At 73.8% G+C, this 26,504-nt stretch carries 25 protein-coding genes; 12 read left to right on the top strand and 13 right to left on the bottom strand.

What is annotated here, in order from left to right; all coding sequences use genetic code 11:
- Positions 1 to 28 precede the first annotated feature (28 nt).
- From AMOR_RS03355 to AMOR_RS03345, 3 genes are all read right to left on the bottom strand, one after another.
- Positions 29 to 307: an oxidative damage protection protein gene (locus tag AMOR_RS03355; RefSeq protein WP_248358422.1), complete on the bottom strand. Its 279-nt coding sequence runs from the start codon at positions 305 to 307 to the stop codon at positions 29 to 31.
- A 178-nt stretch (positions 308 to 485) separates the two neighbouring features.
- On the bottom strand, positions 486 to 692 hold the full coding sequence (locus AMOR_RS03350; protein ID WP_242394706.1) for a helix-turn-helix domain-containing protein: 207 nt from the start codon (positions 690 to 692) through the stop codon (positions 486 to 488).
- A 210-nt stretch (positions 693 to 902) separates the two neighbouring features.
- Complete coding sequence (locus AMOR_RS03345; protein ID WP_248358421.1) at positions 903 to 2,123, bottom strand: molybdopterin molybdotransferase MoeA; 1,221 nt, start codon at positions 2,121 to 2,123, stop codon at positions 903 to 905.
- Positions 2,124 to 2,235: 112 nt separating this feature from the next.
- Here AMOR_RS03345 and AMOR_RS03340 point away from each other — a divergent pair, with 112 nt between their 5' ends.
- On the top strand, positions 2,236 to 3,051 hold the full coding sequence (locus AMOR_RS03340) for a TIGR00266 family protein (protein WP_248358420.1): 816 nt from the start codon (positions 2,236 to 2,238) through the stop codon (positions 3,049 to 3,051).
- A 13-nt stretch (positions 3,052 to 3,064) separates the two neighbouring features.
- On the top strand, positions 3,065 to 5,506 hold the full coding sequence (gene rnr, locus AMOR_RS03335) for a ribonuclease R (protein ID WP_248358419.1): 2,442 nt from the start codon (positions 3,065 to 3,067) through the stop codon (positions 5,504 to 5,506).
- A 17-nt stretch (positions 5,507 to 5,523) separates the two neighbouring features.
- Here the strand turns inward: rnr and AMOR_RS03330 are convergent, their stop codons facing one another.
- On the bottom strand, positions 5,524 to 5,835 hold the full coding sequence (locus tag AMOR_RS03330) for a hypothetical protein (RefSeq protein WP_248358418.1): 312 nt from the start codon (positions 5,833 to 5,835) through the stop codon (positions 5,524 to 5,526).
- Between the two features lie 93 nt (positions 5,836 to 5,928).
- On the opposite strand from AMOR_RS03330, the gene AMOR_RS03325 reads away from it, so the two are divergent.
- The 5 genes from AMOR_RS03325 to AMOR_RS03305 all read left to right on the top strand — a co-directional run bounded on the left by AMOR_RS03325 (position 5,929) and on the right by AMOR_RS03305 (position 12,423).
- The gene (locus AMOR_RS03325) at positions 5,929 to 6,675 is read left to right on the top strand and encodes a sulfite exporter TauE/SafE family protein (RefSeq protein WP_248358417.1); all 747 of its coding nucleotides are present in this window, start codon (positions 5,929 to 5,931) and stop codon (positions 6,673 to 6,675) included.
- A 252-nt stretch (positions 6,676 to 6,927) separates the two neighbouring features.
- A complete protein-coding gene (locus AMOR_RS03320) occupies positions 6,928 to 8,130 on the top strand; it encodes an HlyD family secretion protein (protein WP_248358415.1) in 1,203 nt (400 codons plus the stop codon).
- Complete coding sequence (locus tag AMOR_RS03315) at positions 8,109 to 10,121, top strand: ATP-binding cassette domain-containing protein (protein ID WP_248358413.1); 2,013 nt, start codon at positions 8,109 to 8,111, stop codon at positions 10,119 to 10,121. The genes AMOR_RS03320 and AMOR_RS03315 overlap by 22 nt, the downstream gene beginning before the upstream one ends.
- Positions 10,118 to 11,278, top strand: coding sequence for an ABC transporter permease (locus tag AMOR_RS03310; RefSeq protein WP_248358411.1), 1,161 nt, complete (start codon positions 10,118 to 10,120; stop codon positions 11,276 to 11,278). The genes AMOR_RS03315 and AMOR_RS03310 overlap by 4 nt, the downstream gene beginning before the upstream one ends.
- Positions 11,275 to 12,423 (top strand): ABC transporter permease, encoded by a 1,149-nt coding sequence (locus AMOR_RS03305; protein ID WP_248358409.1) that lies wholly within the window; start codon positions 11,275 to 11,277, stop codon positions 12,421 to 12,423. The genes AMOR_RS03310 and AMOR_RS03305 overlap by 4 nt, the downstream gene beginning before the upstream one ends.
- A gap of 80 nt (positions 12,424 to 12,503) precedes the next feature.
- Here the strand turns inward: AMOR_RS03305 and AMOR_RS03300 are convergent, their stop codons facing one another.
- The 8 genes from AMOR_RS03300 to AMOR_RS03265 all read right to left on the bottom strand — a co-directional run bounded on the left by AMOR_RS03300 (position 12,504) and on the right by AMOR_RS03265 (position 21,755).
- Positions 12,504 to 12,947, bottom strand: a complete 444-nt coding sequence (locus AMOR_RS03300) for a CBS domain-containing protein (protein ID WP_248358407.1) — start codon at positions 12,945 to 12,947, stop codon at positions 12,504 to 12,506.
- A 2-nt stretch (positions 12,948 to 12,949) separates the two neighbouring features.
- A complete protein-coding gene (locus AMOR_RS03295) occupies positions 12,950 to 13,654 on the bottom strand; it encodes an ABC transporter ATP-binding protein (protein WP_248358406.1) in 705 nt (234 codons plus the stop codon).
- Positions 13,655 to 14,377, bottom strand: a complete 723-nt coding sequence (locus tag AMOR_RS03290; RefSeq protein ID WP_248358404.1) for an ABC transporter ATP-binding protein — start codon at positions 14,375 to 14,377, stop codon at positions 13,655 to 13,657. It lies immediately after the preceding gene.
- Positions 14,378 to 14,386: 9 nt separating this feature from the next.
- Complete coding sequence (locus AMOR_RS03285; RefSeq protein ID WP_248358402.1) at positions 14,387 to 15,490, bottom strand: branched-chain amino acid ABC transporter permease; 1,104 nt, start codon at positions 15,488 to 15,490, stop codon at positions 14,387 to 14,389.
- Positions 15,491 to 15,501: 11 nt separating this feature from the next.
- Positions 15,502 to 16,368, bottom strand: coding sequence for a branched-chain amino acid ABC transporter permease (locus AMOR_RS03280; protein WP_248358400.1), 867 nt, complete (start codon positions 16,366 to 16,368; stop codon positions 15,502 to 15,504).
- A gap of 189 nt (positions 16,369 to 16,557) precedes the next feature.
- The gene (locus AMOR_RS03275) at positions 16,558 to 17,709 is read right to left on the bottom strand and encodes an ABC transporter substrate-binding protein (RefSeq protein WP_248358398.1); all 1,152 of its coding nucleotides are present in this window, start codon (positions 17,707 to 17,709) and stop codon (positions 16,558 to 16,560) included.
- A 92-nt stretch (positions 17,710 to 17,801) separates the two neighbouring features.
- Positions 17,802 to 19,166, bottom strand: a complete 1,365-nt coding sequence (locus AMOR_RS03270; RefSeq protein ID WP_248358396.1) for a hypothetical protein — start codon at positions 19,164 to 19,166, stop codon at positions 17,802 to 17,804.
- Positions 19,167 to 19,364: 198 nt separating this feature from the next.
- Positions 19,365 to 21,755 (bottom strand): endonuclease MutS2, encoded by a 2,391-nt coding sequence (locus tag AMOR_RS03265; protein WP_248358394.1) that lies wholly within the window; start codon positions 21,753 to 21,755, stop codon positions 19,365 to 19,367.
- A 115-nt stretch (positions 21,756 to 21,870) separates the two neighbouring features.
- Here AMOR_RS03265 and AMOR_RS03260 point away from each other — a divergent pair, with 115 nt between their 5' ends.
- Positions 21,871 to 22,662, top strand: a complete 792-nt coding sequence (locus tag AMOR_RS03260) for a tetratricopeptide repeat protein (protein ID WP_248358392.1) — start codon at positions 21,871 to 21,873, stop codon at positions 22,660 to 22,662.
- On the opposite strand, the gene AMOR_RS03255 is transcribed toward AMOR_RS03260, so the two are convergent.
- Positions 22,659 to 23,123, bottom strand: a complete 465-nt coding sequence (locus AMOR_RS03255) for a hypothetical protein (protein WP_248358390.1) — start codon at positions 23,121 to 23,123, stop codon at positions 22,659 to 22,661. The genes AMOR_RS03260 and AMOR_RS03255 overlap by 4 nt on opposite strands.
- Positions 23,124 to 23,234: 111 nt before the next feature.
- Here AMOR_RS03255 and AMOR_RS03250 point away from each other — a divergent pair, with 111 nt between their 5' ends.
- The 4 genes from AMOR_RS03250 to AMOR_RS03235 are packed head-to-tail and all read left to right on the top strand — an operon-like array spanning position 23,235 to position 26,495.
- Positions 23,235 to 23,519, top strand: a complete 285-nt coding sequence (locus AMOR_RS03250; protein ID WP_248358388.1) for a hypothetical protein — start codon at positions 23,235 to 23,237, stop codon at positions 23,517 to 23,519.
- Between the two features lie 28 nt (positions 23,520 to 23,547).
- Positions 23,548 to 24,660, top strand: coding sequence for a glycosyltransferase family 4 protein (locus AMOR_RS03245; RefSeq protein WP_248358386.1), 1,113 nt, complete (start codon positions 23,548 to 23,550; stop codon positions 24,658 to 24,660).
- A 9-nt stretch (positions 24,661 to 24,669) separates the two neighbouring features.
- Positions 24,670 to 25,479 carry a polysaccharide deacetylase family protein gene (locus AMOR_RS03240; RefSeq protein ID WP_248358384.1) on the top strand — a complete coding sequence of 270 codons (810 nt, stop codon included), beginning with the start codon at positions 24,670 to 24,672 and terminating at the stop codon, positions 25,477 to 25,479.
- Complete coding sequence (locus AMOR_RS03235) at positions 25,476 to 26,495, top strand: lysylphosphatidylglycerol synthase transmembrane domain-containing protein (protein ID WP_248358382.1); 1,020 nt, start codon at positions 25,476 to 25,478, stop codon at positions 26,493 to 26,495. The genes AMOR_RS03240 and AMOR_RS03235 overlap by 4 nt, the downstream gene beginning before the upstream one ends.
- Positions 26,496 to 26,504: the final 9 nt, after the last annotated feature.

Below are 26,504 nucleotides of genomic sequence, written 5' to 3'. Positions count from 1 at the left end.
GAGGCGCCCGGAGCGCCGCCGGCGGGCGCTAGCCCTTCGACGGCGGCGGACGGTAATCGGGCGGGAGCTGGGCGCCCTCGCCGAAGAAGAACTGCTCCGCCTGCTGGAAGAGGATCTCGTTCGTCCGCGGGTCGGCGGCCGAGAGCCGGTACTCGTTCAGGATCATCTTGAAGTGCTCGAGCCACAGCTTCCAGGCGTCCTGGGAGATGTTGTCGTAGATCCGCTGACCGAGCTCGTTCGGGAACGGCTTGAAGGTGAGGCCCGGCAGCTCCTTGCCGAGCTTCTTGCACATCACCATGCGCGCCATTCCATCTCCCTTTCGCGACCGTGTCGTCGTCGTTGGACCGCGGGGAAGATAAGCGATCCCGGGCGTGGATGCCACGCGGACCGCGGCGCGCTCGCCTGGGCCGCTCCCGCCCGCCGGGGGCGGGCGGGCGGGGGGCCCATGTCGCGGCGCGGAACCGGCCGGCCGCAGGCGTGAACCGCTACGACAGGAGCGACGTCGGCGAGACCGCGAGCGCCTTCGCGAGCGACTCGAGCGTGTCGAGCGGCGGCGTCCGCTGCCCGCGCTCGAGCATCGAGATGTAGGAGACGGAGAGCCCAGCCTTCGCGGCGAGCGCCTCCTGGGAGAGCTTGCGGCGGAGACGTTCGCTCTTCAGGTTGACGGCGAACTTGTCTGCGAGTGCGGCCATCGGTCGCTCCAGGGATGTCACGGTGGGTGATGTTCGGATCCCGCCATTCCACTCGCGGCACCCGCACGCTGCGAGTGATAACACCTCCCGCCGGCGCATAGCCAATCAGCGCGTGTGCCATGTTTCCGCGACCTTTGAGGAAGGGGCACGCCCGGGCGCGGCGAGGCTGGACACACGCGCGCAGCGCCTCGACACGGACGGGGGGTGTTCTCACGAAGCGTGCGGCGGGACGAGCAGGATCGCCGTCACGCGCGCGCCGCGCGGCAGCCGGGAGCGCCCCGCGGGCAGCACCGCGAGCGCGTCGTGGCCGGCCATGGACGTGAGATTGCCGCTCGTCTGCGTCCTGAGCGGCTCGAGCTCGAGCCCGCCGTCGCGCCGCCGCCGGGTGTGGCACCGGAGGTACACGGTCAGCTCCGGCGGCTTCTCCTGCGCGGCGGTGAGGCGGCCCTCCACGCGCACGCGCCCGTCGCCGGGGAGGCCGGCGAGCGCGCGGAGCGCGGGACGAACGAACAGCTCGAAGGTTACCAGCGCGCTCGCGGGATTGCCGGGCAGCCCGAAGACCGCCGTCCGGTCCCAGCGCCCGAACGTGAACGGCTTCCCGGGCCGTAGCGCGACGCGCCAGAAGTCGAGGCGGGCGCCGGCGCTCGCCAGGGCTGCGCGGACGAGGTCCCGCTCGCCGACCGAGACGCCACCCGAGGTGACGAGCGCGTCGAGGCCGCTCGCCCCCGCGAGGGAGGCCGCGAGGCTCGCGGCGTCGTCGCGCGCGGTCGGGAGCAGCACCGGCTCGGCGCCGGCGGCCGTCACCGCGGCAGCCAGGGCGAGCCCGTTCGATTCGACGAGCTGCCCGGGGCCCGGGACCTGGCCTGGAGGGACGAGCTCGTCGCCGGTGGGCAGGATCGCGACGCGCGGCCGCCGCCGGACGAGCAGCTCCGTCCGTCCGATCGCCGCTGCGAGGCCGATCGTGCCCGGGTCGACCACTGCGCCGGCGGGGAGCGCCACCTGGCCGGCGGCGAGGTCGGAGCCGCGCGGCCGGACGTACCGACCGGCGACCGCGGCGCGCCCGAACAGCGCGGCCTTCCCGCTCCGCCGGACCTCCTCCTGCATCTCGACCGCGTCCGCACCGGCGGGCAGGACGCCCCCGGTGAAGATCCGGCAGCAGGCGCCCGGCGGCAGCGCCCCCGGCGCCGGGCGGCCGGCGAACACCCCGAACGCGACCGGCAGGCGCGCGCCGGCGCGGGGCGCGTCCGCCGCGCGGAGCGCGTAGCCGTCCATCGTCGACGCGTCGAACGCGGGCAGGTCGCGATTCGAGACGAGCGGCTCCGCGAGGGCGCGGCCGAGCGCTGCGGCGAGGGGGACGCGCTCGGCGGCGAGGGGGGCGACGTCCGCCAGGGCGGCGAGGATCCGCGCGCGGGCGATGTCCGGCGTGAGCACGGTCCGTTCATACCACCCTCGCGGGCGGACGGCCCCACGCCGCGCGGGTCGGCGGCGCGCCCCGCCGCTTCCGGCCCCCGGGCGTCCGGTCCACGTGTAGACTCGGCCCCCGATGCGCTGTCCCACCTGTGGAGCCGAGGTCCCCGCCGCCCCGACCTGCGCCGCCTGCGGCGCGCCGCTCGCCGCGGCGCCGGTCGCCACCGGCAGCCTTCGCTGGCAGGTCGTCGGCGGCAACGCCTTCGCCGCCGCGCGCGTGGAGCTCGCCGCAGGCCAGGCGGTCCGGGCCGAGTCGGGCGCGATGATCTCGATGAGCGGCAACGTCGACCTCCAGTCGGAGCTCCAGGGCGGCCTCATGGGCGCCCTGAAGCGGATGGTCACGCGCGAGTCCCTCTTCGTCTCGACGTTCACCGCGATGGGCGGCCCGGCCGAGGTGCTCCTCGCGCCGCCGGTCCCGGGGGACGTGGTCGGCGTGGAGCTCGCCGGCCGCGCGCTCCTCGTGCAGTCCTCGTCGTGGCTCGGGTCGGATCCCGACGTGCAGCTCGACACGGAGTTCGCGGGCTTCCGCGGGCTCTTCGCAGGAGAGGGGCTGTTCTTCATCCGGATGAGCGGGCGGGGGACCGCGCTCCTCTCCTCCTATGGCGCGATCGTGCGCCGCCCGCTCCCGCCCGGCGCCCGGTACGTCGTCGACACCGGGCACATCGTGGCGTTCGACGCGGCCATGCCGTACCAGGTCCGCAAGGCGAGCCGCCGGGGATGGGTCCGGTCCATCCTCTCGGGCGAGGCCCTCGTGGCGGAGTTCGCCGGCCCCGGCGAGGTCTGGCTCCAGACCCGCAACCTCCGGTCCCTGGCCGGCGCGCTGTTCCCGCTGTTCCCGTCGCAGCAGGGCCGCCAGGGCGGGCTCGGCCTCGGCGATCTGCTCGGCGATTAGCTATCGGAGATGGATGATGCGTGAAGAGAACCAGGCCCGCCGCCGCGAGGCGCTCCTCGAGGAGCTCCGGCGGGCGGCGGGGCGGCCGCTGTCCCTCCGCGAGCTGATGCAGCGGGCGAAGCTCCACCCCGGCGAGCGGACCGACGCGAAGCGGACGCTCCGCGAGCTCGCCCAGGAGGGGCTCCTCCTCCGGGACGGGAAGCGCTACGCGCTCGCCGGCGCGAAGCCGAAGGGCGACGGCGCCCCGCGGCCCGGCGGCCCCTCCGCGCTCGCGACCCCGGGGCAGCGCGTCCGCCGGCCCGGCCGCGGCGGCGAGGTGCTCGGCACGCTCAAGAAGCACCGCGACGGGTTCGGCTTCGTCGCGCGCCTCGACCGGAAGGGCGACGACGTCTTCGTCCCGCCCGACGAGGCCGCGAAGGCCCTCGACGGCGACCTCGTGCGGCTCGAGATCGTGCCGGCGCGCGGCGGCCGCACCGCGGGCCGCGTCGTCGAGGTCGTCGAGCGGCGGCGGCGCCTCCTCGTCGGCACCTACCACGCGCGAGGCGCCCGGAGCTTCGTGGTCCCGGCGGACGAGCAGCTCGACGCGGTGGTGCCCGTCCCGGAGACGTCGGCAGCGAAGGACGGTGAGGTGGTGAAGGTCGCGCTCGACCCGGACGCGGCGCGGCTGCAGGGGACCGTCGTCGAGGCCATCGGGCGGCCGGGCGAGCCGCGCGTCGAGGTGCTGAAGGTGGCGTACGCGCGCGGCTTCGCCGACGTGTTCCCGGAGGCGGTACAGGACGCCGCGGTCGAGACGCCCGACCACGTGCGGTCGGAGGACTGGCGGGGGCGGAGGGACCTCACGGGCCTGCCGCTCGTCACGATCGACGGCGAGGACGCGCGCGACTTCGACGACGCCGTCCACGTGGAGCGCCTCGCCGCCTCGAAGAAGGGAAAGCCGCTGTACCGGCTCGTCGTCGCCATCGCCGACGTCGCCCACTACGTCCGCCCCGGCGAGCCCCTGGACGCCGAGGCGGCGCGGCGCGGCACGAGCGTGTACTTCCCGATGCAGGTCCTGCCGATGCTCCCGGAGCGGCTCTCGAACGGGATCTGCTCGCTCAACCCGGAGGTCGACAGGCTCTGCATGGTCGCCGACCTCGTCGTCGACGGCCGCGGCGAGACGAAGAGCGCGGAGGTGTACGAGGGCGTGATGCGGAGCGCCGCCCGCTGCACGTACACCGAGGTCGCGAAGGTGCTCGAGGGCGAGCGGGTGCCCGGGCGCGAGAGGTTCCGCGAGCACTTCGAGGTCATGGCGGAGCTGCAGGAGAAGCTCACCGCGATGCGTCGCCGCCGCGGCGCGCTCGACTTCGACCTGCCCGAGGCGAAGATCGTCCTCGACGCCGAGGGCGGCGTGGCGACCATCGAGAAGCGGCCGCGCAACCGCGCCCACCGCATCGTCGAGGAGTTCATGCTCGCCGCGAACGAGGCGGTGGCGCGCTGGTTCGGGACGCGCGAGCTCCCGACCATCTACCGGGTCCACGGCACGCCGGACGAGGAGAAGCTCCAGGCGTTCCTCGCCCTCGCCGCGACCCACGGGTTCGACGTCCCGGAGATCCCGGCGGAGCCGCAGGCGCTGAACCGGCTCCTCGAGTCGCTCCGGGGCCACTCGCAGCAGCGGGCGCTGAACCAGCTGCTCCTCCGCGCGATGATGCAGGCGGTCTACACGCCGGAGAACATCGGCCACTACGGGCTCGCGGCGGAGCACTACCTGCACTTCACCTCGCCCATCCGGCGGTACCCGGACCTCGTGGTGCACCGTCTCCTCAAGGAGGAGTGGGCGCACCGGCAGGGCCGCAGCACGCGACGGACGCCGGAGCCCGCGCTCGAGGAGATCGCGGTGCTCTCGTCGGAGCGCGAGCGCGCCGCGATGGAGGCCGAGCGAGAGATCGCGTCGTTCTACGCGGCGCTGTTCATGAAGGACAAGGTGGGCGAGACGTTCGAGGGCGTCGTCTCCTCCGTCGTCGAGTTCGGCATCTTCGTCGAGCTGAAGCGCTGGTTCGTCGAGGGGCTCGTCCGCGCCGAGGACCTGCGCGGCGCCTTCGAGCTCGATCCGGTGCAGCACGCGCTGGTCGACCGCGTGACCGGCCGCGCGTTCCGCGTCGGCGATCCGGTGTCCGTGGACGTCGTGAACGCGAGCCCCGCGAGGCGCCGGATCGAGCTCCGGCTCGCGGGCGAGGCGGCGGCCGCGGAGCGGGCCGGCGGCGAGGGCGAGCGCCGGCCGCACCGGCTCCTCGACCGCGGCCCGCGCCGCGCCGGCGAGCGCGTGCAGAAGCCCGGCGAGCGCCGCGGCACGGGACACGCCGAGCGGGGCGGGCGCGGCGCCGGCAAGCAGGGCGGGAAGGGCGCGAAGAGGGGCGAGCACGGCCCCCGGCCGCACGGGCCGAAGCGCGCGAAGGGCGGGCGCCGGCGGGGACGGTAGGTCCGGAACGTCCGGCGTCAGCCGCCCGGCGAGAAGCGCCCGCGGAGCGCCTCGACGAACCGGCGCGCCTCGGCGACGGGCGGGCGGCGCGCCGCGTGCGCCGCGCCGGCCTCGGTTCGGGGGACCGCCGCGAACGACCCGCCGTCCTCGGGGTCGAGCCGCGCCGCCAGCCCGCGGCCCCCGAGCTCCGCGAAGAACGTCGCCCACCCACAGCGGCCGGCGGGGTCGCCGTGACCCGCCAGGACCGGCACGCCGTCGCGGAGGGCAGGGGAGAGGTGGTGCCGTCCGGCGAAGTGGATGACGTCGCCGCGGTCGATGGTGGTGATCACGGGGCCTCCGACGCCGTCCTACCGCGTCCGCGGCCCCGCGGGAGCCACCCACGCGGGGTGGCGTGGCGAGCGAGGATGCGCTAGTCACGTGCGGTGACCTTCGGACAGGGACTCCTCGTCACCGGCGCCGCCGCGACCGCCGGGCTCGTCAACGCCGTGGCCGGTGGCGGCACGCTCCTCACGTTCCCGTCGCTGCTGCTCGCCGGGCTCTCGCCGGTGTCGGCGAACGCGACGAGCACGGTCGCGCTCTGGCCCGGCCAGCTCTCCTCGGTGTGGGCGTACCGCCGGCACATTGCCGACGAGCGCAAGCACGCGCTCGTGCTCGGCCTGCCGGCGGTGCTCGGCGGCGTCATCGGCGCGACGCTGCTGCTCGCGCTGCGGGAGAAGGCCTTCGAGGCCGTCGTCCCCTGGCTGATCCTCTTCGCGTGCGCGCTCCTCGCGCTCCAGAACCCGATCAAGCGCGCCGTCGGCCACCACGCCGCCGGCAACCACCCGGTGGTGCTCTGGATCATCCAGCTCCTCATCTCGATCTACGGCGGCTACTTCGGCGCCGGCATCGGGATCCTGATGCTCGCGGCGATGGGGATCCTGCTCCCCTCGAGCCTCCAGCATGCGAACGCGCTCAAGGTGCTGTTCGCCCTGCTCTCGAACGGGAGCGGGTTCGTGCTGTTCCTGCTCTCGGGCAAGGTCGACGTGCGGATCGCGGCCCTGATGGCCGTCGCGTCGCTCGTCGGCGGGTTCGTCGGCGCGCTCGTCGCGCAGAAGCTGCCGCCGGCGGGGATGCGGGGGTTCGCGATCCTCGTGGGCCTCGTCGCCGCCGGGAAGTTCCTCTTCCGCTGAGCGTCGGCGGGGTACGGCTGATCGCAGGTGCCGCTCGTGCCGCGGCAAGGCTCCCGCACGGGGTAGGCGATCGCCATTCCGGGCGGCCGGGCGCCCGCCCTCCGCGGCGATGGGGTCGGTGGCGCCACGACCGCTCGTCCGCCTTCGCGTCGCCCGGGGTCCCACCTCCGGTGCGCCTCAGGGAGCCCATGGATCCGCGTCGCGGACCGGTTCAGGCTGAGGGGCGCCCGTGCAGGAACGGGTGGCGCAAGCATGGGAACCGTCGGCGAGATCGCCCTGCCGGCCGCGCCCGATCACGGCGCGCCGCCGGAGCCGTCGCCCGGGACGGAGCACCGCGAGGGGCGGCCCGGGCGCCGCGGGCCGTGGGTCCTCGGCGCCGCGGCGTGCCTCGTCGCGGCGGTGGCCGTCACGCTCGCGGTGCGGCACGTCCAGCGCGCCGCCGCGCTGCCCGACGGCCTCATCCAGGTGAACGGCCGGCTCGAGGGCGACACGGTCACGGTGGCCGGCAAGCTCGCCGGACGCGTCGCGACCCTCGCCGTCCGCGAGGGGGACGTGGTGGTCGCCGGGCAGGTGCTCGCGACGCTCGACGACGCGACGCCGCGCGCTCGCCTCGCGCAGGCGCACGCCGCGGAGGAGGCGGCGCGAGCTCGCGTCGGCGCCGCGCGCGCCGATCTCGCGGTGCTGCGCCAGAGCGTGCCGCTCACCATCGCGGCGGCAGAGGCGTCCGCGGAGGCGGCGCAAGCAAGCCTCGCCAAGGCGCGCGTGAGCGCGGAGCAGGCCCTCCGGGACCGGGACCGCGCACGGGCCCTGCGCGAGGGGGGATCGATCGACGCGCAGACGGAGGAGCGGACCGAGCTGGCCTCGCGGATCGCCGAGGAGGAGCTGCGGCGCTCCCGCGCCGACGCGCTGCGCACGGAGCGCCAGCTCGCGGACGCGCGGCTCGGCCCGGAGCGCATCGCGGCGAAGGCGCAGGAGGTCGAGGTGCTCGAGGCGGCCGCGCGCCAGGCGAGCGCGCAGGTGGCGGAGGCTGCGGCGGTCCTCGACGATCTCCGGATCGCGAGCCCCACCTCCGGCACCGTGATCACCCGGTTCGTGGAGGCCGGCGAGGTGGTCGGGGCCGGGGCGCCGCTCCTCGAGCTCGTCGACCTCGACCGGCTGTACCTCGAGGTGTTCGTCCGCGAGCAGGACGTCGGCCGCGTCCGGCTGGGCCTCCCCGCGCGCGTCTTCACGGACGCCTTCCCCGACGAGCCGTTCCCCGCCGAGGTGCGCTTCATTGCCTCGCGCGCCGAGTTCACGCCGAAGGAGGTCCAGACGCCCGACGAGCGCACGCGGCTCGTGTACGCCGTGAAGCTGTACCTCGCCGCGAACCCGGATCACCGGCTCGGCCCGGGGCTCTCGGCGGACGCGCTCATCCGGTGGAAGGAGGGCGTGTCGTGGGTGAAGCCGCGCTGGTGAGCGCGCGGGCCGTCGTGCGCGCGGCCGGGCTCGTGAAGCGCTACCGCGGGCGTCCGGCGGTGTGCGGGGTGGACCTGCGCGTCCACCCCGGCGAGCTGCACGGGCTCGTGGGCGCGGACGGCGCCGGGAAGAGCAGCCTCATGAAGGCGATCGCGGGCGTGCTCTCGTTCGAGGGCGGGACGCTCGACGTCCTCGGGGAGCGGATCGACTCGGAGATGGCCGCGGAGCGGGTGAAGGCCCGGATCGGCTTCATGCCCCAGGGGCTCGGGCAGAACCTCTACCCGGAGCTCTCGGTCGAGGAGAACGTCGACTTCTTCGCGCGGCTGCGGCTCGTCCCGGCGGCCCGGCTCGCCGCGCGGAAGGAGCGCCTCCTCTCCGTGACCCGCCTGGCGCCGTTTCGCGGACGGGCGATGAAGCACCTCTCCGGCGGCATGAAGCAGAAGCTCGGCCTCGCATGCACGCTCGTGCACGAGCCGGAGCTGCTCGTGCTCGACGAGCCGACCACCGGGGTGGACCCGGTCTCGCGCCGCGACTTCTGGGCGATCCTCTCGGAGCTCGTGCGCGACGGGCGCCTCACCGCCCTCGTCTCGACCGCGTACCTCGACGAGGCGAGCCGGTTCCACCGCGTCTCCCTCCTGCACGAGGGCCGCTGCCTCGCCGAGGGCGACCCGGCGGCCCTGTGCCGGCTCGTGCCCGGGACGGTGGCGCTCGTCGAGACCGAGCGGCAGGCCGAGGCGCTGGCCGCGCTCACCCCTGCGTTCGCGCAGGTGGAGGCGCTCGGGACGGTCCTCCGCGTCCTGGTCGAGGGCGCCGGGCCGTCGGCGGCGATCGCACGCGTGCGCGCCGCGCTCGGCGGGATCCCCTGCCGCGTCGACGCCGCCGAGCCCGAGCTGGAGGACGCGTTCCTCGCGCTCCTCCGCCGGGAGGACGTGGCCCCGGAGGCGGGGGGGCCCGCGTCCGCGCCCCGCGGGCCGGCCGTCCCCCCGGCCGTGACCGGGCGCCACCGCGGCCCGGAGCCCGCGGGGTCGGAGGGCGACGCGATCGAGGCCGACCGGCTCACCCGCGACTTCGGCACCTTCCGCGCGGTCGACGGTGTCACGTTCCGGGTGCGCCCGGGCGAGATCTTCGGGCTCCTCGGCGCGAACGGCGCGGGCAAGACCACGGTGATCAAGATGCTGACGGGCCTCCTGCCGCCCAGCGCCGGACGCGGCCGCGTGGCGGGCGTGGACATGGCCCGCTCCGATCGCGCCGTGAAGCGCCGCATCGGCTACATGTCCCAGGCGTTCTCGCTCTACACCGACCTCACCGTCGCGGAGAACGTCCTGCTGTACGCCGGCATCTATGGCCTCTCGCGGGCGGCGGCGCGCGAGCGCGGCGAGGAGGTGCTGGCCATGGCGGGGCTCTCCGGCCGGCGCGACGCGATGACGGGGGCGCTCCCGCTGGGGCTCCGCCAGCGTCTCGCCCTCGGCTGCGCCCTACTGCACCGGCCCCAGGTCGTGTTCCTCGACGAGCCGACCTCCGGGGTCGATCCGGTGGGCCGGCGCCGGTTCTGGCAGATCCTCTTCGAGCTCGCGCGGCGCGATCGCGTCGCGGTGCTCCTCACGACGCACTCGATGAGCGAGGCCGAGCGCTGCGACCGGCTCGCCCTCATGTTCGCCGGCCGGATCGTCGCCGACGCGCCGCCCGCCGCGCTGAAGCGCGAGGTGGAGCGCGAGGCCGGGCGGCTCCTCGAGATCGTCGCCGATTCCCCCGCGGCGGCGGCGGAGCGGCTGCGCGGCGACGGCGTGGGCGCCCCGGTCCCCTTCGGCCGGCACCTCCACCTGCTGTCGCGCGATCCCGACAGCGACGCGCCGCGGATCCGGGCGAGCCTCGGCGCCGCCGGCATCGCGTGCCGCGCGATCCGGCCGGTGCCGCTCACGATGGAGGACGTCTTCATCTACCGCGTGCGCGCGCTCGAGGACGGGGCGCCGCAGCTCAGGGGCTCCCCGTGAACCTCGCGCGCGTCGCCGCCCTGGCCCGGAAGGAGTGGAGCGAGATCCTCCGCGACCGCATGTTCTTCGCCCTCGCGTTCGTGCTCCCCGCGCTGCTCATGATCGTCTTCGGGTACGGGAGCGGCCAGCCCCTGGAGCACGTCCCGCTCGCGGTCGTGGACCACGACCGGACCGCGACGAGCCGCCGGTACGCGGAGCGGTTCGCGGGCACCGTGTACTTCGACCTCGCGGGCGTCGTCGGGTCCGAGCGTGAGGCCGCGGAGCGCCTCTCCCGCGGCGAGGTCCGCGTCGTGATGGTGATCCCGGAGGAGTTCGAGCGGCGCCTCCTCGCCGGCCGCTCGGCGGCGGTCCAGACCTGGGTGGACGGGAGCTGGTCCAACAGCACCCCGCCGCGATCGATCCAGAGCTACGTCGAGGCCATCGACGCCGCGGCGACGGCGGAGCTCCAGGCCGGCGTCGTGTCAAGGCGGCTCGGGATCCCCGTGGAGCGCGCGGACGCCCTCCTCAGGCCCGTGCGGCTCCAGGTTCGCTATCTCTACAACCCGCAGCTCCGGACGGTCTGGTCCACCGCGCCCTCGATGGTGATGTTCATCCACCTCTTCGTCGCGCCGCTCCTCATGGCGCTCGGGGTCGTGCGGGAGAAGGAGAGCGGCTCGATCCTCAACATCTACTCCTCCACCGTGACCCGGGCCGAGTTCGTCGCGGGCAAGCTCCTGCCGAGCGTGGCGATCGGATGCGCTAACGGCGTCGTGCTGTGGGTGCTCGCCGTGGGCTGGTTCGGGGCGCCGTTCCACGGGAGCCTCCTCCTCTTCGCGCTCGCGACGCTCCTCTACGCCATCGCGACGCCCGGGATCGGGCTCGTGATCTCCCTCGTCGTGAGGACGCAGGCGACGGCGATGATCGTCACCGTCGCTCTCGCGGTGCTGATCGGGACCCAGTACTCGGGGATGTACATCCCGGTCGACGCGATGCCGCCGGTGAGCTGGGTAATCGCGCACCTGTTCCCGTCCATGTACTTCCACGACGTCATCCAGGGCATCTTCCTGAAGGGCATGGGCGCGGCGATGCTCTGGCGCGAGCTCGCGGCCCTGGCGCTCTTCGCGGCGGCGTTCCCAGCGCTCGCCTGGCTCCTCTTCCACAAGCGGAGGCGCGCATGACCGGCCTCGCCCCGTGGCTGCGCCAGGTCTCGGCGCTGACGGCGAAGGAGCTGCGCCAGCTCTGGCGCGACCGCCCGCTCCTCGTCTACGTGGTGTACCTGTTCACGCTCGAGCTCGTGCTCGTCGCTGGCGGGACCCGCGAGCTGAGCCACGCCGCGCTCCTCGTGCGCGACGGCGACCGGAGCGCAGCGTCGCGCGAGCTCGTCCTCCGGCTGCGCGAGCCCTGGTTCACCATCCGCGGAGAGGTGGACGACCCCGGGGAGGCCCTCCGCGCCATCGACCACGGCGAGGCGCGGCTCTTCCTGGACATCCCGCCGGGCTTCTCGCGCGATCTCGCGAAGGGCGAGCGGCCGGTGGAGGTGCAGCTCGTGGTCGACGCGAGCCGCGTCGTGTCCGCGTACCTCGCCCCGGGCTACGCGGCCCGGATCGCGGGGACGCTGTCCCGCGACCGGGCCGCCGAGGCGCTCGGACGCCTCGGCGTGGACCCGCGCGACCTGCCCGTGATCGAGAATCGGCGGCGCACCTGGTACAACCCGAACCTCGACGACGCCTGGGGGAACGCCCTCTCGGATCTCCTCGACATGATGACCGTCGCCTGCGTGCTGCTGCCCGCGGCGGCGGCGGTCCGGGAGAAGGAGCACGGCACGATCGAGCAGCTGCTCGTCTCGCCCATCACCCCGGTGCAGGTGATGCTCTCGAAGGCCCTCTCGATGACGATGGTGGCGCTCTCGGGGACCGCGGTCGCGCTCTTCGGCGTGCTTCGCGCGGCGTACGCGATGCCGGCGCGGGGCAGCGTGCCGCTGTTCTTCGCCATCACCGCGCTCTTCGCGTTCGCGAACGCCTGCATGGGCCTGCTGCTCTCGACCCTCGCTCGCACCATGACGCAGGTGGGGCTGCTCATCGTGCTCACGCTGGTCCCGGTCCTGCAGCTCTCGGGCACCTGGTCGCCGCTCGAGGCCGAGCCCCGGCTGCTCCGCGACCTGGTGAGCCTCTCGCCGCTGCGCCACTACGTGACCGTCGCGTACGGCATCCTCCTCCGCGGCGCGGGCATGGACGTGCTCTGGCCGCGGGTGGCCGCCATCGCGGCGCTCGGAGCCGTCTGCTTCGCCGCGGCCCTGTGGCGCTTCCGGCGGCAGTTCGCGTGAGGTCCCGCTGCGGCGACCGCAGGGCAGGGAACCGGGCGACCGCGCATAGGGGCGACGGAGCGCGCGTCGCCGAGGGGCCTCTACGCCTTCTTCCCCGCCTGCGCCGCGAACCAGATGAGCGCCTCGAGCGCGTTCGTCGTCGTGAGGATGCCGACGAGCGCGCCGCCCGGGTCGATGACGATGACGCCGTTCAGCTTCCGGTCGTGGAGGAGCTTCGCGGCCTCGGCGATGGGCGTCTCCGGCTTCACGGTGTGCGGCGTCGGGTTCATCGCCGCCTTCACCGGGGTCTTCGAGAGCAGGTAGTGCAGCTCCCACTGGTCGAGCGTGGTCGCCTTGGCCGGCATGTAGCCGAACAGCATCTTCTCGGTGACGAGCCCGACGAGCCTGCCCTTGCTCATCACGGGGAGGCGCCGGATGTTCTTCTCCTTCAGCACGTGGATGGCCTCGATGACGGAGGCGTCCTCCTCGATCGTCATCGGGTTCGAGGTCATCCAGTCGCCGACGGTGAGCTTGGTGTCCGCCATGATCACATCCCCAGGAAGGCCTTCTTGACGTGGGCGTTGGCGAGCAGCTCCGCGCCCGTGCCCGAGAGTACCACCCGCCCCGTCTCGAGCACGTACGCCCGGCTCGACACGTGGAGCGACTGGTAGACGTTCTGCTCGACCAGCAGGATCGTCGTCCCCTGCCGGTTGATCTCCTTGATGATCTCGAAGATGTTCTTCACGAGCAGCGGGGACAGCCCGAGCGACGGCTCGTCGAGGAGCAGGAGCTTCGGGTTCCCCATCAGGCCGCGCGCGATCGCGAGCATCTGCTGCTCGCCGCCCGACATCGTCCCGCCGAGCTGCTTCTCGCGCTCCTTCAGGCGCGGGAAGAGCGTGAATGCGCGCTCGACGTTCCGCTCGCGGTCCTTGCGCGTGGCCTTCACGAACGAGCCCATCCTGAGGTTCTCGAGGACGGTCATCTCCGGGAAGATGCGCCGGCCCTCCGGCACCTGCACGATGCCGAGCCCGACCACCTCGTGCGACGCCATCCGGAGGAGGTCGACGTCGTTGAACCGGAGCGAGCCCGAGGAGGCGCGGACCAGCCGCGAGACGTTCTTCAGGATCGTCGACTTCCCGGCGCCGTTCGCGCCGACGACGGTCACGATCTCGCCCTGGCGCACCTCGAGGTCCACGTCCCAGAGGACCTTGAGATCGCCGTAGGCGAAGTTGAGCTTCTCGATCCGCAGCATCTAGGCGACCTCCTCGCCGAGGTACGCGGCCACGACCGCCTTGTTGTTCACGATCTCCTGGGGCGCGCCCTCGGCGAGCTTCTCGCCCGAGTTGAGCACCACGATCCGGTCGCTGATCCGCATGATGGCCTTCATGTCGTGCTCGATGACCATCTGCGTGAGCCCGCGCTTCCGCAGGTCGAGGATGAGCTGGATGATCTCCTCGGACTCGGCGGGGTTGAGGCCGCCCATCACCTCGTCGAGGAGCAGGAGCTCCGGCTGCGTCGCGAGGACGCGCGCGACCTCGAGCTTCTTCCGCTCGCCGATGGGGAGGCCACCGGCGAGGAAGCTCGCCTTCCTCGTCATCCGCACCACCTCGAGCTGCGCCATGGCGACGTCGCGGGCGACCTTCAGGCTCGCGGTGCGCGCCAGCGCGCCCACCATGACGTTGTCGAGGACCGTCATCTTCGCGAGCGGCCGCACCTTCTGCCAGGTCCGCACCATGCCGAGGTGGCAGACCTGGTTGGGCTGGAGCCCGTTCATGCGGACGCCCTTGAACATCACGTCGCCGCGCGACGGCGGGTAGAAGCCCGTGATGCAGTTGAACAGCGTGGTCTTGCCCGCGCCGTTCGGGCCGATGAGGCCCATGATCATCCCCGGCTCCATGGAGAAGGAGACGTCGGAGTTGGCGGCGAGGCCGCCGAAGAACTTCGAGACGTGCTTGATGTCGAGGATGGTCGCCATGGTCGGTCCCTACGCGCCGGCCGCGCCGGGCTCCTCCTGCGCGGCGGCGCGGCGCCGCCGCAGCCCGGCGGTCGCCCGGCGCAGCAGCCCGACGACGCCGTCGGGGGCGAACAGGATCACCACCACCACGAGGATGCCGTACACGAGGAGGTGCGCGTTCGAGAGGTGGGCCTCCACGAAGTCGACGAATTTCGAGTCGGGGGAGAGGACGCCGATCTGCACGAGGCCGCGCGGGTTGCGGAGGATCTCGGAGAGCGGGACGAGGACCATCGCGCCGATGACGGGTCCGTAGATGGTGCCGATGCCGCCGATGATGCAGATGAGGACGAACTGCACCGAGACGTCGATGCCGAACACGATGTCCGGCGCGATGAACTTCACGAACATCGCGTACACGCCGCCGGCGAGGGCGGTGAACGCCGCCGAGATGGCGAGCGCGATGCTCTTGTAGAACGACAGGCTGATCCCGAGCGAGTGGGCCGCGTCCTGGTCCTCCCGGATCGCCTGGAAGTAGTAGCCGAGCTTGGAGTGCTGCACGGCGTAGTTGGCGATGATCGTGAGCACCGCGAGGCCGAGCGTGACGAAGTAGAACGGCCGCTTCGTGATGAACTCGACGTCCTGGCCGAACAGGTGCAGCGTCGGGATCTCGGAGACGAGGAACCCCTCGGCGCCGCGGGTGAAGCCCTTGAAGTAGAGGAACGCGTACCGGAGGATCTCCGCCATCGAGATCGAGGCGAGCACGAAGTACGGCCCGCGCAGCCGGAAGGTGATGCTGCCGATCACGAGGGACAGGAGCACGCCGTTCGCGATGGCCGCGCCGAGGCCCCACCAAGGCGCGATCTTGTTCAGCTCGAGCAGCATCATCGTGGTGTACGCGCCGATGCCGAAGTAGGCGGCGTGGCCCACGGAGTACTGCCCGGCGTAGCCGCCGACGACGTTCCAGGCCTGCCCCTGGATGATCGCGAGGAACAGGATCACGCCCATGTGGAGGACGTAGGGCTTCTTCACGAACTGCGGGAAGATCCAGAGCGCGAGGACGGCCGCGGCGAAGAGGACGAGCTCGAGGATCGCGACGCCGCGCGGCGAGCGGGACGGGAGAGGACGCTGGTTCATGGTGCGCTCCCTCAGGCCCGGGTCTTGCCCAGGAGGCCGGCCGGCTTGAAGAGGAGGAGGGCGAGGAACAGGACGAACACGACGAGCTCCTTGAGGCCGCCGGCGACGTAGACCGCCGCGAGCGACTCCGTGAGCCCGATGATCACGCCCCCGAGCGTGGCGCCGACGATGCTGCCCATCCCGCCGAGCACCACGATGACGAACGCCTTCAGCGTGAAGGCGCCGCCGACCTGCGGGAAGATGTAGTACGTGGGCGAGATGAGCGCGCCGGCGGTGCCGGCCAGCGCCGCGCCGATCCCGAACGCCAGCACGGACGTCCAGCCGACGTTGATGCCCATGAGCTGCGCGGCCTCGCGGTCCTGCGCCGTCGCCCGGATCGCCTGCCCGGTGTCGGTCCGGAGCAGGAACCCGTACAGCGCGACGGTGATCGCCACGGTGATGAGGAACGCGTAGAGGAGCGGCTTCGACACGGAGAGGCCGAAGAGGTCGTAGCTCGACGAAGAGTAGCTCGTGGTCAGGATCCGGTAGTCGGAGGTGAACGCGAGCATGACGCTGTTGCTCATCACGAGGCCGAGCCCGATGGTGAGCAGGATCTGGTTCTGCGGGAGCGCGTTCAGCACGCGGTTGATGAACGCGCGCTGCAGGAACGCGCCCCACAGGAAGAGCGCGGGCGCGACGAGCACGATGGACAGGAACGGGTCGAGGTGGAGCCAGTTGAAGAGGCCCCACGTCAGGTACATCCCGAGCATGAGGAGCTCGCCGTGCGCGAAGTTGATGACGCGCATGACGCCGAAGATCATCGTGAGGCCGATCCCGATGAGCGCGTAGATGCCGCCCACCAGGATCCCGCTCAGCACGGACTGCAAGAAGACCGTCATCCGAGTGCTCCTCCAGCAGGACGCCGTGCTCCCCCGGTCGACGGCGGCCGGTCACGCTACCCCATGCGCGCGGCCGTGAGTGCTCGTGCTGCGCGCCGCGATCGTGGGACGTGCCACGCGACGATCACAACAAGAAGAGCGGGGGTCCCGCGCGGCACGGGCCCCCGCTCCGCCGTCGTCGCGACGCGGCTACTTCCAGCCCGGGAACGGGTACACCGGCTTCGCCTTCGCGGCCTTCGCCGGGTAGACCGTGACGGACTTCCCGTTCTGGTACTGGACCACCGGCATCACGAGCTTGTTCTGGTTCGTGAAGCCGTCGAACGTCTCGAACTTCACGTCGCCGAGGATCCCGTTCCAGCTGCCGCTCGCGAGCGCCGCCTGGATCTTCGTGCGGTCGCCGCCCGCCTTCGCGGCGGTCTCGCCCGCGACGAGGGTCGCCACGTAGGCGCAGGCCGCGTGGTAGGTCGGCTTCTTGCCGAACTTCGCCTTGTAGCGGCGCTCGAACTCCTGGGAGGCGGCCGAGCTCTCGGGCGTCCACTGGGTCACCGAGAAGACGTTGGTCGAGATGTCCCGCTCGCCCTCGAACTGGGCGGTGTCGAACCCGGCGCCGCCGCCGAGGAACGCCTGGGGCTTCAGGCCGACCTCGCGCGACTGCCGCATGAGCAGGATCGCGTCCGCGACGTAGGAGACCATGAAGACGAGGTCCGGGTTCGCCGCCTTGATCTTGGTGAGCGTCGAGCGGTAGTCCGGCGCGCCCTTCTGGTACGCCTCGTCGCCGACGATCTGGAGCCCCTTCGCCTTCGCGTACTCCTTCCCCGCGCTCGAGACGGAGGTGCCGAAGTCGGTGGACTCGTAGATGAAGGCGATGGACTTCGGCTTCCCGAACCCGAGCGCCGCGTCGATGAGCGACTGCGCGTACTGGTGCGCCGGCGCGTTCACGCGGAACACGTACGAGTAGCCCTGCTTCGTGATCTCTTCCTTCGCCGCCGCGGGGACGATCTGCGGGACCTTGTACTGGTGCGCGAGCTTCGCGACCGCGTTCGCCGAGGCCGAGGTGTACGGGCCGACCACGACCGCGACCTCGTCGCCCGTCGCGAGCTGCTCCATCGCGCTCATGGCGACCTGCGGCTTGCCGGTGTCGTCCTGCCGGACGATCGTGACGTTCACGCCCTTCTTCTTGAGATCCTCCACCGCGAGATCGACCCCGTTCGTGAGGTTCTCGCCGATGGGGGCCTCGGGGCCCGTGATCGAGTTGATGAAGCCGATCTTCACCTGCGCCTGGCCGGCGCCCGGCAGGGCGAGGGCGAGGGCGGCCAGCATCTGCGCGACGATCTTCGTCATGAGGTGGCGCTCCTGTGCGTGAGGGCTACCGCGGATAGACGAAGGGCGCCCGCGCGGATTCACGCGGGCGCCCCCGATGTGGTGCGGACTTCTTAGAACTTCAGCTGCGAGGAGATCGCGACCTGCGTCGCATCGTCCTTGTTCGCCGTGGCGCCGTTGAACGAGTTGCCGTGGGTGGTCGTCTCGACCTTGATGGCCTCGACGCCGAACCGCCACCACTTGCCGGCGTTGAAGATCACGCCGCCCGCGAGCTGGGTGCTCTTGCGGCGCGTGCCGGCCGCGGAAGCCGCGGAGGTGAGGTCCGCGTCCTTCGCCTCGCCGAGGCCGTAGCCGATGGTCACCCACACCGCCGGGAGCGGCTTCAGGATGCCCTGCGCCCAGTAGCCGTCGGAGTTGATGGCGCGGCGCGTGTCGGTCGTCGCGCCGAGCGAGCCCTGGACGCCGGGCGAGAGGATGCCGTTGTACGTGTCGTCCATGCCCTTGCCGGTGTAGTACTCGCCCTTCGCCGTCAGGTACGGAACGTTGATCTCCGCGTCGACGCCGAACACGTCCACCGTGATGTCACGGGTGTTGCCCGTGTACGTCGCCGTCGTGTCGAAGCGGCGCTTGCCGTAGCTGTACGCCACGCCGACGGTGCCGTTCATGTCGGGCGAGGCCTTGTACGAGACGGCCGCGCGGCCCTCGACGTCCGGCATGCGGGAGCGGTTGCCGGCGCCGTTGTCCACCGGGGTGAAGCCGTCGGCGGGGGAGACGATCGCCGCCGCCAGCTGGAGGCCGAGGCCGCCGAAGGCGCCCGTGTACGTGCCGCGGAACTGGGGCCCGCGGCGCCACAGGTTACCCGCCTGCCAGAAGAGCGGGTCCGCCACCCACGCGAGCGACTCGGCGAAGAGCGGGTTCACGAGGCCGTAGTCCTGGCCGCCGAGGATGGCGAAGGACTGGCCGCCGGAGAACTTCCAGCTCGCCGTCGCGGAGGCGAGGCGGAGCCGCATGAGGCCGTTGTACCAGGACGTGGACGGCGTGTTCGCCGTCGTGATGGTGCACGCGCCGCCGCCCGCAGGGCAGGTCGCCGACGTCGGCAGGTGGCCGGCCTTGAAGTCGAACTCGATGACGCCGGAGAGGTCAGCGCCCGTGAAGGCCGTGTCCTTGCCGGCGAGGCGGACGCCGAAGCGGGACTGGCGGGCGCTCATGAGGAACGCGCCGCCCGCGTTCGCGCCGGCGACCTGGCCGGGGTAGTCCCGGGTCGTGAAGGTGTCGCCGTCGAAGAAGGCGTTCACGAGGACGAAGCCGTACGGGGTCACCTTCATGGTGTCGTCGGCCGGCTTCGGCGCCGGGGCCGGCGTCGCGGCCGGGGCGGTCTCCGCAGGCTTTGCGGGCTCAGCCGGCGTCGTCTGCGCGAGCGCAGCGAGCGGCAGAGATGCTGCGAGGGCTGCAGCGACCAGCTTCTTCACAGGCTTCATGCAGATTCCTCCACGTACAGAAGCGCGGGGTGTGTCCAGGGTGCGTCATTCCGAAAGCCCGGACGGGTAGCTCCTTCTCTACCACACCAGGCGAACGACCGAGCGCAAAAAAGGTGGCGCGCTGCGGCAAACTTTGCACCGAACGGGGCGTGTTGACCGCGGTCAATGCAACGGATTTTTGACTCCGACGGGTGCGCGCTAATGTCGCAGGGTGACGATCGTGACGGCGTCGCCGCCCTCGTGCCGGTCGCCGCCGCGGAATGCTCCCACGTACGGTGAAGCGGACAGATAGTCACGAAGCGCCTGCTTCAGCGCGCCGGTCCCGTGCCCGTGGAGGATGAGCGCGTCGGGCTCGCCGCCGGCGTAGAGGCCGTCGAGGAACCGCTCCACCTCGCGCAGCAGCTCCTCGACGCGCATGCCCCGCACGTCGAGGCGCCGCTCCGACGACAGCGGCGCGCCGGGCCGCGCCGCGTCCGCAGCGGCGAGCTTCTCGCCCTTGCTCTTCCCGAGGGCGGCCGATCGCGCCTTTCCGGACAGCGGCACGAGATCCGACACCGGGCGGCGGATCTTGAGCGCGCCGGCCCGGACCAGCGCCTCCTTCCCGTCCACCTCGACGACCTCGCCCTCGTGCCCGAGCGACGCGATCCGCACCCGGACCCCGGGCTTCACCTCGCCGCCCGGGAGCGCCTCCGCGCCCGCCTCGGCCCGCGCCTGCGTGGCCCTCGCGGCCTGAGCGACGGTCGCCTTCCACGCCTCGAGCTGCGCCGCGGCCTCCGCGGCCCGCTTCACCGAGGGCTGCGCCTGCAGCGACGCGAGGAGGTCCGCGACCTCGCCCCGCGCGGCCTCGATGTCGTCGGCGAGCGCCGCGCCCATCCGCGCCGCCGCCTCCCGCTCCGCCCGGCGCGCGCTCTCCTCCGCAGCGCGCGCCCGGTCCTCGGCGCGCCGCGCGCGCTCGAGGGTCTCGTCCGCCTCGCGCCGGGCCGCCTGGAGCCGCGCCCGCTCCTCGTCGAGGGCGCGGAGCGCGTCGCCGAGGGCGCCTCCCTGGCCGCCCTTCGCCTGGCGCGCGCGCTCCACCACCGCCGGCGGGAGGCCGACGCGCGCGGCGACCTCGATGGCCGACGAGCTGCCCGGCGCGCCGAGGTGCAGCTGGTAGGTCGGCTGGAGCCGCTCGGCGTCGAAGCCCACCCGCGCGTTGGCGTACCGCGTGTCCACGAGCGCGATCGCCTTGAGCTCGTCGAGGTGGGTCGTGACGAGCACCGTCGCGCCCCGCTCCACGAGCGCCTCGAGGATGGCCGCGGCGAGCGCCGCGCCCTCGCGCGGGTCGGTGTCGGCCGCGATCTCGTCGACGAGCACCAGCGAGCCCGGGATCGCGCCCGCGAGCATGTCCTTCACCGCGGTGAGGTGGGCGGTGAAGGTCGAGAGGTCCTTGGCGAGGTCGCCGCGCTCGTCGATCGCCGCCTTCACCTCGAGGAAGAAGGGCAGCCGGGAGCCCTCCGCGGCCGCGACCGGCAGGCCCGCGCGGAGCATGAGCGCGGAGAGGCCGACCGCCGTGATGGCCACGGTCTTGCCGCCCCCGTTGGGCCCCGAGACGATGAGGGCGCGCTGCGGCGGCACGAGCCGGACGTGGCTCGCGACGACCTTCTTCCCCTGGAGCACGAGGAGCGGGTGCCGGAGCGACAGGAGCTCGAAGCCGCCGCTCGCCGGGGCGACCTCGGGCGCGTGCGCGTCGAGGTCGGAGGCGAGGAGCGCCTCGCCCTCGAGCACGTCGAGGCGCGCCAGGGCCGCGAGGTCGCGCGCGAGCGCCCCGGAGCCGGCGCCGAGCGCCTCGGACAGCTCGCGCAGGATCCGCTGCTCCTCCTCGGCGATCATCGCGGTGGCGATGGACAGCTCGTTCCCGAGCTCGACCATCGAGTCGGGCTCGACGAACAGCGTCTGCCCGGACTGCGACGCGTTGTGGACGATGCCCGGCACCGCCGACCGGCTGCTCGCGAGCACCGGGAGCACGTAGCGCTCGTTCCGGATCGTGAAGTACCGGTCGCGGAGGTGGCGCTGCATCATCTCGTCGTCGAGGAGGGCCTCGACCTGCGTCTTCAGGGCGCGGTGCAGGCCGCGCGCGCGGTCCCGCGCCGCCGCGAGCGCCGGGCTCGCGCGATCCGAGATCGCGCCCGAGGGCTCGATCGCCCGCTCGATCCGATCCGCCAGCGCGGCGCCCTCGGTCAGCGCCTCCGCGACGGCCCAGAGCCGCGGCAGCTCGCCGGCGCGCGCCTCGAGCTGGTCCCGGGTGCGGGCGGCGGCCCGGGAGAGGGCGGCGCACTCCCGGAGCGCGATGGGCTCCAGGACGCCACCCTTCGAGGCGCGGTCGAGGTGCCCCTCCACGTCGCCGACGCCTCCGAGCGGCAGCGCGACGCCGCTCTCCGACAGTCGCCGCGCCTCGTCCACCGCGCGGAGCGCCTCCCTCGTCGCAGCGGCGTCGGGTAGGAACGGCAGCGCCTCGGCGAGCCGGCGCCCCGCGGGGAGGCGGCAGCGGCCCGCGAGGGCGGAGAGGATCTGGGGCCAGCCGAGCTCCTGGAGCGTGTCTTCGGCGCGCATCGCTGGGCGCATCGATTACCCGAGGAGGCCGCGGTCCGCCAGCGGAGACCGGTCCGGCGGTGCGGTGCGGCCGTCCGCGGGGAAGAGGAACGGCGCTGGCGCGTTAAGATGTCGCGTGCTCCGGAACCGCGCCCTCCTGCTCCTCCCCTCCGTGGCCCTCGTCGCCTGCGGCACCCCCGCGGAGAAGAAGGCCCCGCCCCCGGTCGTGGCCGAGGCGCCCCCGCCTCCTGCTCCGCCGGGGCCGCCCCCGGGCCCGCGCCCGGACGTGCTCCTCGCCCGCGCGCGCGTCCTCCGCGCCGACGGCGATCTGGCCGGTGCCCGCGCCCGGCTCGAGGCCGCGCTCGAGGGCGCTCCGGAGTCGGACGACGTGCGGCTCGAGCTCGTGGACCTGCTCGTCGTGGACGGCCGGGAGCCGGAGCGCGCGGCGACGATCCTCGCGGGCGTCCAGGCGCGCGACGGGAACGCCCGCTGGTACCTCGTCTCCGCCGAGCTCGCCGAGCTGCGCGGGGACGCGACGGCGGCGGCGGACGGCTACGGCCGCGCGCTCGCCCTCGCCGACGACCCGGCGGTCCGGCTGCGCCGCGCGGTCGTGCTCGAGGCGCTGGACCGCGGCCCCGAGGCGCTGACCGAGCTGGAGCGGGTCCGCGCGGACCGCCCCGAGGATGCGTTCGTGCGGACCCGGCTCGCGGTGCGGTACGAGGCCGCAGGGCGCCTCCGGGAGGCCGAGACCGAGCTCGTCGCGCTCGCCGAGGCGGCGCCGGACCGCGCCGCGGGGTGGGAGCGGCTCGCGGCGTTCTATCGCCGGACCGGGCGGACCGACGCGGCCCGGCGGGCAGAGGCCCGGGCGGACGCGGCGGCCGGGCGGCGCGAGCGAACGCTCCGGCCGCTGCTCAGGTCCAACCGCTAGGCGGCGCGCGAATCCGGAAGCTCCGACTTCGCGGGCGGCATGACCCGGTCGAGCGCCCAGGCCACGAGGAGCACGCGCGGGATCCCCGCGGCGAGGCTCCCGAGGGCGATCCCCCAAGGGGGCGCCAGGTAGATCGCCATCATGAGCGCCCCGCCGAGGGTCCACAGGCCGAGGAGCGTCCAGGCGAGGGCCCTCCGGCGGTGGGGCAGACCTTCGAACGCCACGGCGAGGAGCGCGGCGATGATGCCGTTGACCGCCGCGGCCATGACGGACACCGTGATGATGACGGCGGTCCGATCGAGCGCCTCGACGAGCCCGCGGAACATCTCGCCGGCGTGGTCGAGGAGGAGGTAGGGCGGGGTGGTGGCCGGCAACCGGGTCGCGAGCGCGTCGAACCCGAGGTGGATCGCGCCCGCGAGGGCCGCGAGGGTGGGTCCGGAGGCGCGGGGCTGGCCGGGCATCTCCGGCGTGTCTAGCAGGTCCGGCTGGCATCGCGCCACCGCGGCCCTCTGGCGAGGTCGCCTGGCCGGTCGAGAACGCGGTGTCTAGATTCGACGCGGAGGAGAGAACCCGTGCCGCACTCCGGTCCCCAGGTCGCGCGCGGCCACCTGCGGCTGGCCCCCGCGCCGGCTGGCCGTCCCCGCCCCGAGAAGCGCTTCGTGCTCGCGTTTCGCGCCCTCGCGGTCGCGCTGCGGGTGGCGTGGGTCACCGCCACCGCGTGGATCGCCGCCGCCCTGGCGCTCACGCCGCTCCTGTGGCGGCGCGCGCCGCTCGGCCGCCGCCTCCGCCCGCAGGCGCGGCGCGAGGCCCGCGTGATCCCCTTCCAGCCACGGCGACAGCAGGCGATGCCGCGGTAACCTCGGGGGGCCGCCCGGAGGGCCGCCCATGAGAATCGGCGTCGTCACCGAGTACTACTACCCGAGCGTCGGCGGCATCCAGGAGCACGTCTTCCACTTCTCGCGCGAGGCGCGCCGGCTCGGGCACTCCGTCAAGGTCGTGACGAGCGAGATGCCCGATCTCGCCGAGGGCGAGGCGGAGCCGGCCGCCGACGTGATCCGCGTCGGGGCGAGCGCGCCCCTCTTCTACAACGGCGGCTTCGGGCGGGTGACCGGCGGGACGGGGGTCGGCGCAGCGCTGCGGGAGGTGCTCGCCCGGGAGCGGTTCGACGTGGTGCACGTCCACGCGCCGCTCACCCCGGTGCTCCCGCTCCTCGCGATCCACCACGCGACCGGCCCGGTGGTCGGCACCTTCCACACGAACTTCCAGCCGGGCCTGCTGTTCCGCCTGATGCGCCGCGCCCTGCAGCGCTACCTCGACCGGCTCGACGCGGCCGTCGCGGTGTCGAACGCCTGCGTCTCGGCCTTCGGCGACGCGCTGCACGCCGACTTTCGCATCATCCCGAACGGCGTCGACGTCCGGCGCTTCGCCCGGGGCCGCCGCATCCGCCGGTACGACGACGGCAAGCTGAACGTCCTCTTCGTCGGACGCCTCGAGCCACGGAACGGCCTGGACCGGCTGATCGAGGCGTTCCACCGCGCGTGGAAGCAGATCGACGCGCGGCTCATCGTCCTGGGGGACGGTCCGCTCATGCCGCGCTACCGCGCGAGCGTGCCCTCGGAGATGGCCGAGGACGTGGTGTTCACCGGGAGGGTCCTCGACGAGCGGCCCGACTGGTACGCGACCGCCGACGTCTACTGCGCGCCGGCGCGGATCGCGAGCTTCGGCGTGACGCTGCTCGAGGCGATGAGCGCCGGGAAGCCGGTCCTCGCGGCGGACATCGACGGGTTCCGGGAGGTGCTGCAGCACGGGCGCGAGGGCGAGCTGCTCCCCGGCGACGATCCCGCCGCCTGGGCCCGCGCCCTCGTCCGGATGGCGCGGGAGCCGCTCCGCGGGACGACGTACGGCGAGCGCGGCCGCCTCACCGCGCAGCGGTACGACTGGGCGGTGGTGACGCGGGAGATCCTGGGGCTCTACCGGTCGATCGGCGTGCGGGGCTGAGGAGGACGCGTGCCGCCCGGGAAGCGCCTCGCGCTCGCCCTCGCGATCGGCTCGGGGGCCCTGCTCCTCGGCGCCGCCGCGCTCCTCGCCGCGCGCGGCCGCCCGCTGGCGGGGCTCGGTCTCGGCGCCGCGACCGTCGCGGCGGCGGCGCTCGTCCTGCAGGCGCTCTGGGCCCGCTTCGATCTGACCGGCCGGAGCGTGCGGCGCGGGCCGCGAGGCGGGCGCGCGGTCGCGCTCACCTTCGACGACGGGCCGTCCGACGACACGCCCGCCGTCCTCGACGCGCTCGATCGCGCCGGCGTCCGCGCCACGTTCTTCGTCCTCGGGCAGGCGGCGCTCCGCCGCCCGGATCTCGTCCACGAGATCGCGCAGCGCGGCCACGTGGTCGCCCAGCACGGCCACACGCACCTGAAGCTCCTCGCCGCGGGTCCGCGCACCGTCGCCGACGAGCTCGACCGGTGCGCGGCGGCGATCCGCGCCGCGGGCGTCGAGCCGGCCCCGCTGTTCCGCGCGCCCCACGGGTTCCGCGGGCCGTTCCTCGGCCCCGCGCTCCGCGCCCGGAGGCTCGCGCTCGTCGGCTGGACGCGGGGCGTGTTCGACACCGCGCGCCCCGGCGCCGACGTCATCGCCTCCCGGGCCTGCGGCCGGATGTCGCCGGGCGAGATCCTCCTGCTCCACGACGGCTGCGGTACGCCCGGGATCGACCCCCGCCGGGACCAGACCGCAGCCGCGGTGCCGGAGATCGTGCGGCGCTGGCGCGAGGCGGGGTACACCTTCGTGACGGTGGACGCGTTCTCGAACACCCGGGGCCAGCGGTGAGCGGGCGCCTCGCGCGCGTGGAGGCGCTCGCAGGGCCGCAGCGCAACCGCGCCCGGCGGACGGCGCTGCGGCTCCTGGGGCTCGCCGTCATCGTGGCGTTCGCCGCGCTCGCGGCGCGCCACGTGGATCTCGGCGGCGTCCTCGCCGTCCTCGCCCGCGCCGATCCCATCCTCGTCCTGCTGGCCTGCGGCGCGAACGTCCTCTCCCTCGCCCTGCACTCGAAGCGGTGGGCGTCGGTCGTCCAGCCGCCCGGCGCGCGGCTGCGGTTCCGCGACGCGTTCGCCGCGGTGACCGCCGGCTTCGCTGCGGGGGTCGTGCTCCCCGCGCGCGCGGGCGACGTCCTGCGCGCGGCCCTGCTCGCCCGCCGCGCGAGGCTCTCCACCGCGTCCCTCCTCGCCGCCGCCGCCCTCGACTACGTCGTCGGGTCCGCCGCGCTCGTGCCGCTGCTCGCGCTCCTCGCGGTGGGGACGCCGCTCCCGGGGTGGGCGCGCACGGCCCTCCTCGCGTTCACCGCGGTCGCCGCCGCAGGTCTCGTCGCCGCGTTCGTGCTCCGCCCGTCGCACCGCACCACCGTCGCACCCGCCGCGCCGAAGGGAGGGCACCGGCTCGCGCTCGTGGCGCGGCTGCGCGCGGGCCTCTCGGCGACCCACGATCCCGGCGCGCTCGGGAGAGCGTTCGCGTGGGGCGTCGCGGGGTGGATGGCCGAGGTGCTCATCGCGCTCCTCGCGCTCGCGGCGCTCGGGCTCCCGACCACGCTCGCGGCGGCCGCCCTCGCCGTCCTCGCCTCGACGGCGGCGAACATCGTGGCCATCTCGCCGGGCAACACCGGCCCGTTCGAGCTCGCGGTGGTCGTCGCGCTCGCCGGGCTCGGCGTCGATCGCGAGCCGGCGGTGGCGTTCGCGCTGCTCTACCACTTCGTGCACCTCGCCCCCGTGACGCTCATCGGGGGTGGGCTGCTCCTCGTCGAGGCGCGCCGGGACGAGGGGCTCGGGGAGGACGCGCTCCCGGGTCCGTAGTACGCTCGC

It is taken from the genome of Anaeromyxobacter oryzae (genome assembly GCF_023169945.1).
Classification (GTDB): domain Bacteria; phylum Myxococcota; class Myxococcia; order Myxococcales; family Anaeromyxobacteraceae; genus Anaeromyxobacter; species Anaeromyxobacter oryzae.
Note: the sequence above shows the minus strand (reverse complement) of the source record. Positions and strands in the feature narration are given on the sequence as shown.

Bases quoted from the DNA above. Each gene is read 5' to 3' on its own strand.
- AMOR_RS03270 (WP_248358396.1), bottom strand. From the start codon at position 19,166: ATGAAGCCTGTGAAGAAGCTGGTCGCTGCAGCCCTCGCAGCATCTCTG.
- AMOR_RS03305 (WP_248358409.1), top strand. From the start codon at position 11,275: ATGACCGGCCTCGCCCCGTGGCTGCGCCAGGTCTCGGCGCTGACGGCG.
- AMOR_RS03245 (WP_248358386.1), top strand. From the start codon at position 23,548: ATGAGAATCGGCGTCGTCACCGAGTACTACTACCCGAGCGTCGGCGGC.
- AMOR_RS03320 (WP_248358415.1), top strand. From the start codon at position 6,928: ATGGGAACCGTCGGCGAGATCGCCCTGCCGGCCGCGCCCGATCACGGC.
- AMOR_RS03355 (WP_248358422.1), bottom strand. From the start codon at position 307: ATGGCGCGCATGGTGATGTGCAAGAAGCTCGGCAAGGAGCTGCCGGGC.
- AMOR_RS03340 (WP_248358420.1), top strand. From the start codon at position 2,236: ATGCGCTGTCCCACCTGTGGAGCCGAGGTCCCCGCCGCCCCGACCTGC.
- AMOR_RS03255 (WP_248358390.1), bottom strand. From the start codon at position 23,123: ATGCCCGGCCAGCCCCGCGCCTCCGGACCCACCCTCGCGGCCCTCGCG.
- AMOR_RS03280 (WP_248358400.1), bottom strand. From the start codon at position 16,368: ATGACGGTCTTCTTGCAGTCCGTGCTGAGCGGGATCCTGGTGGGCGGC.
- AMOR_RS03295 (WP_248358406.1), bottom strand. From the start codon at position 13,654: ATGCTGCGGATCGAGAAGCTCAACTTCGCCTACGGCGATCTCAAGGTC.
- AMOR_RS03350 (WP_242394706.1), bottom strand. From the start codon at position 692: ATGGCCGCACTCGCAGACAAGTTCGCCGTCAACCTGAAGAGCGAACGT.
- AMOR_RS03265 (WP_248358394.1), bottom strand. From the start codon at position 21,755: ATGCGCGCCGAAGACACGCTCCAGGAGCTCGGCTGGCCCCAGATCCTC.
- AMOR_RS03290 (WP_248358404.1), bottom strand. From the start codon at position 14,377: ATGGCGACCATCCTCGACATCAAGCACGTCTCGAAGTTCTTCGGCGGC.
- rnr (WP_248358419.1), top strand. From the start codon at position 3,065: ATGATGCGTGAAGAGAACCAGGCCCGCCGCCGCGAGGCGCTCCTCGAG.
- AMOR_RS03285 (WP_248358402.1), bottom strand. From the start codon at position 15,490: ATGAACCAGCGTCCTCTCCCGTCCCGCTCGCCGCGCGGCGTCGCGATC.
- AMOR_RS03300 (WP_248358407.1), bottom strand. From the start codon at position 12,947: ATGGCGGACACCAAGCTCACCGTCGGCGACTGGATGACCTCGAACCCG.
- AMOR_RS03275 (WP_248358398.1), bottom strand. From the start codon at position 17,709: ATGACGAAGATCGTCGCGCAGATGCTGGCCGCCCTCGCCCTCGCCCTG.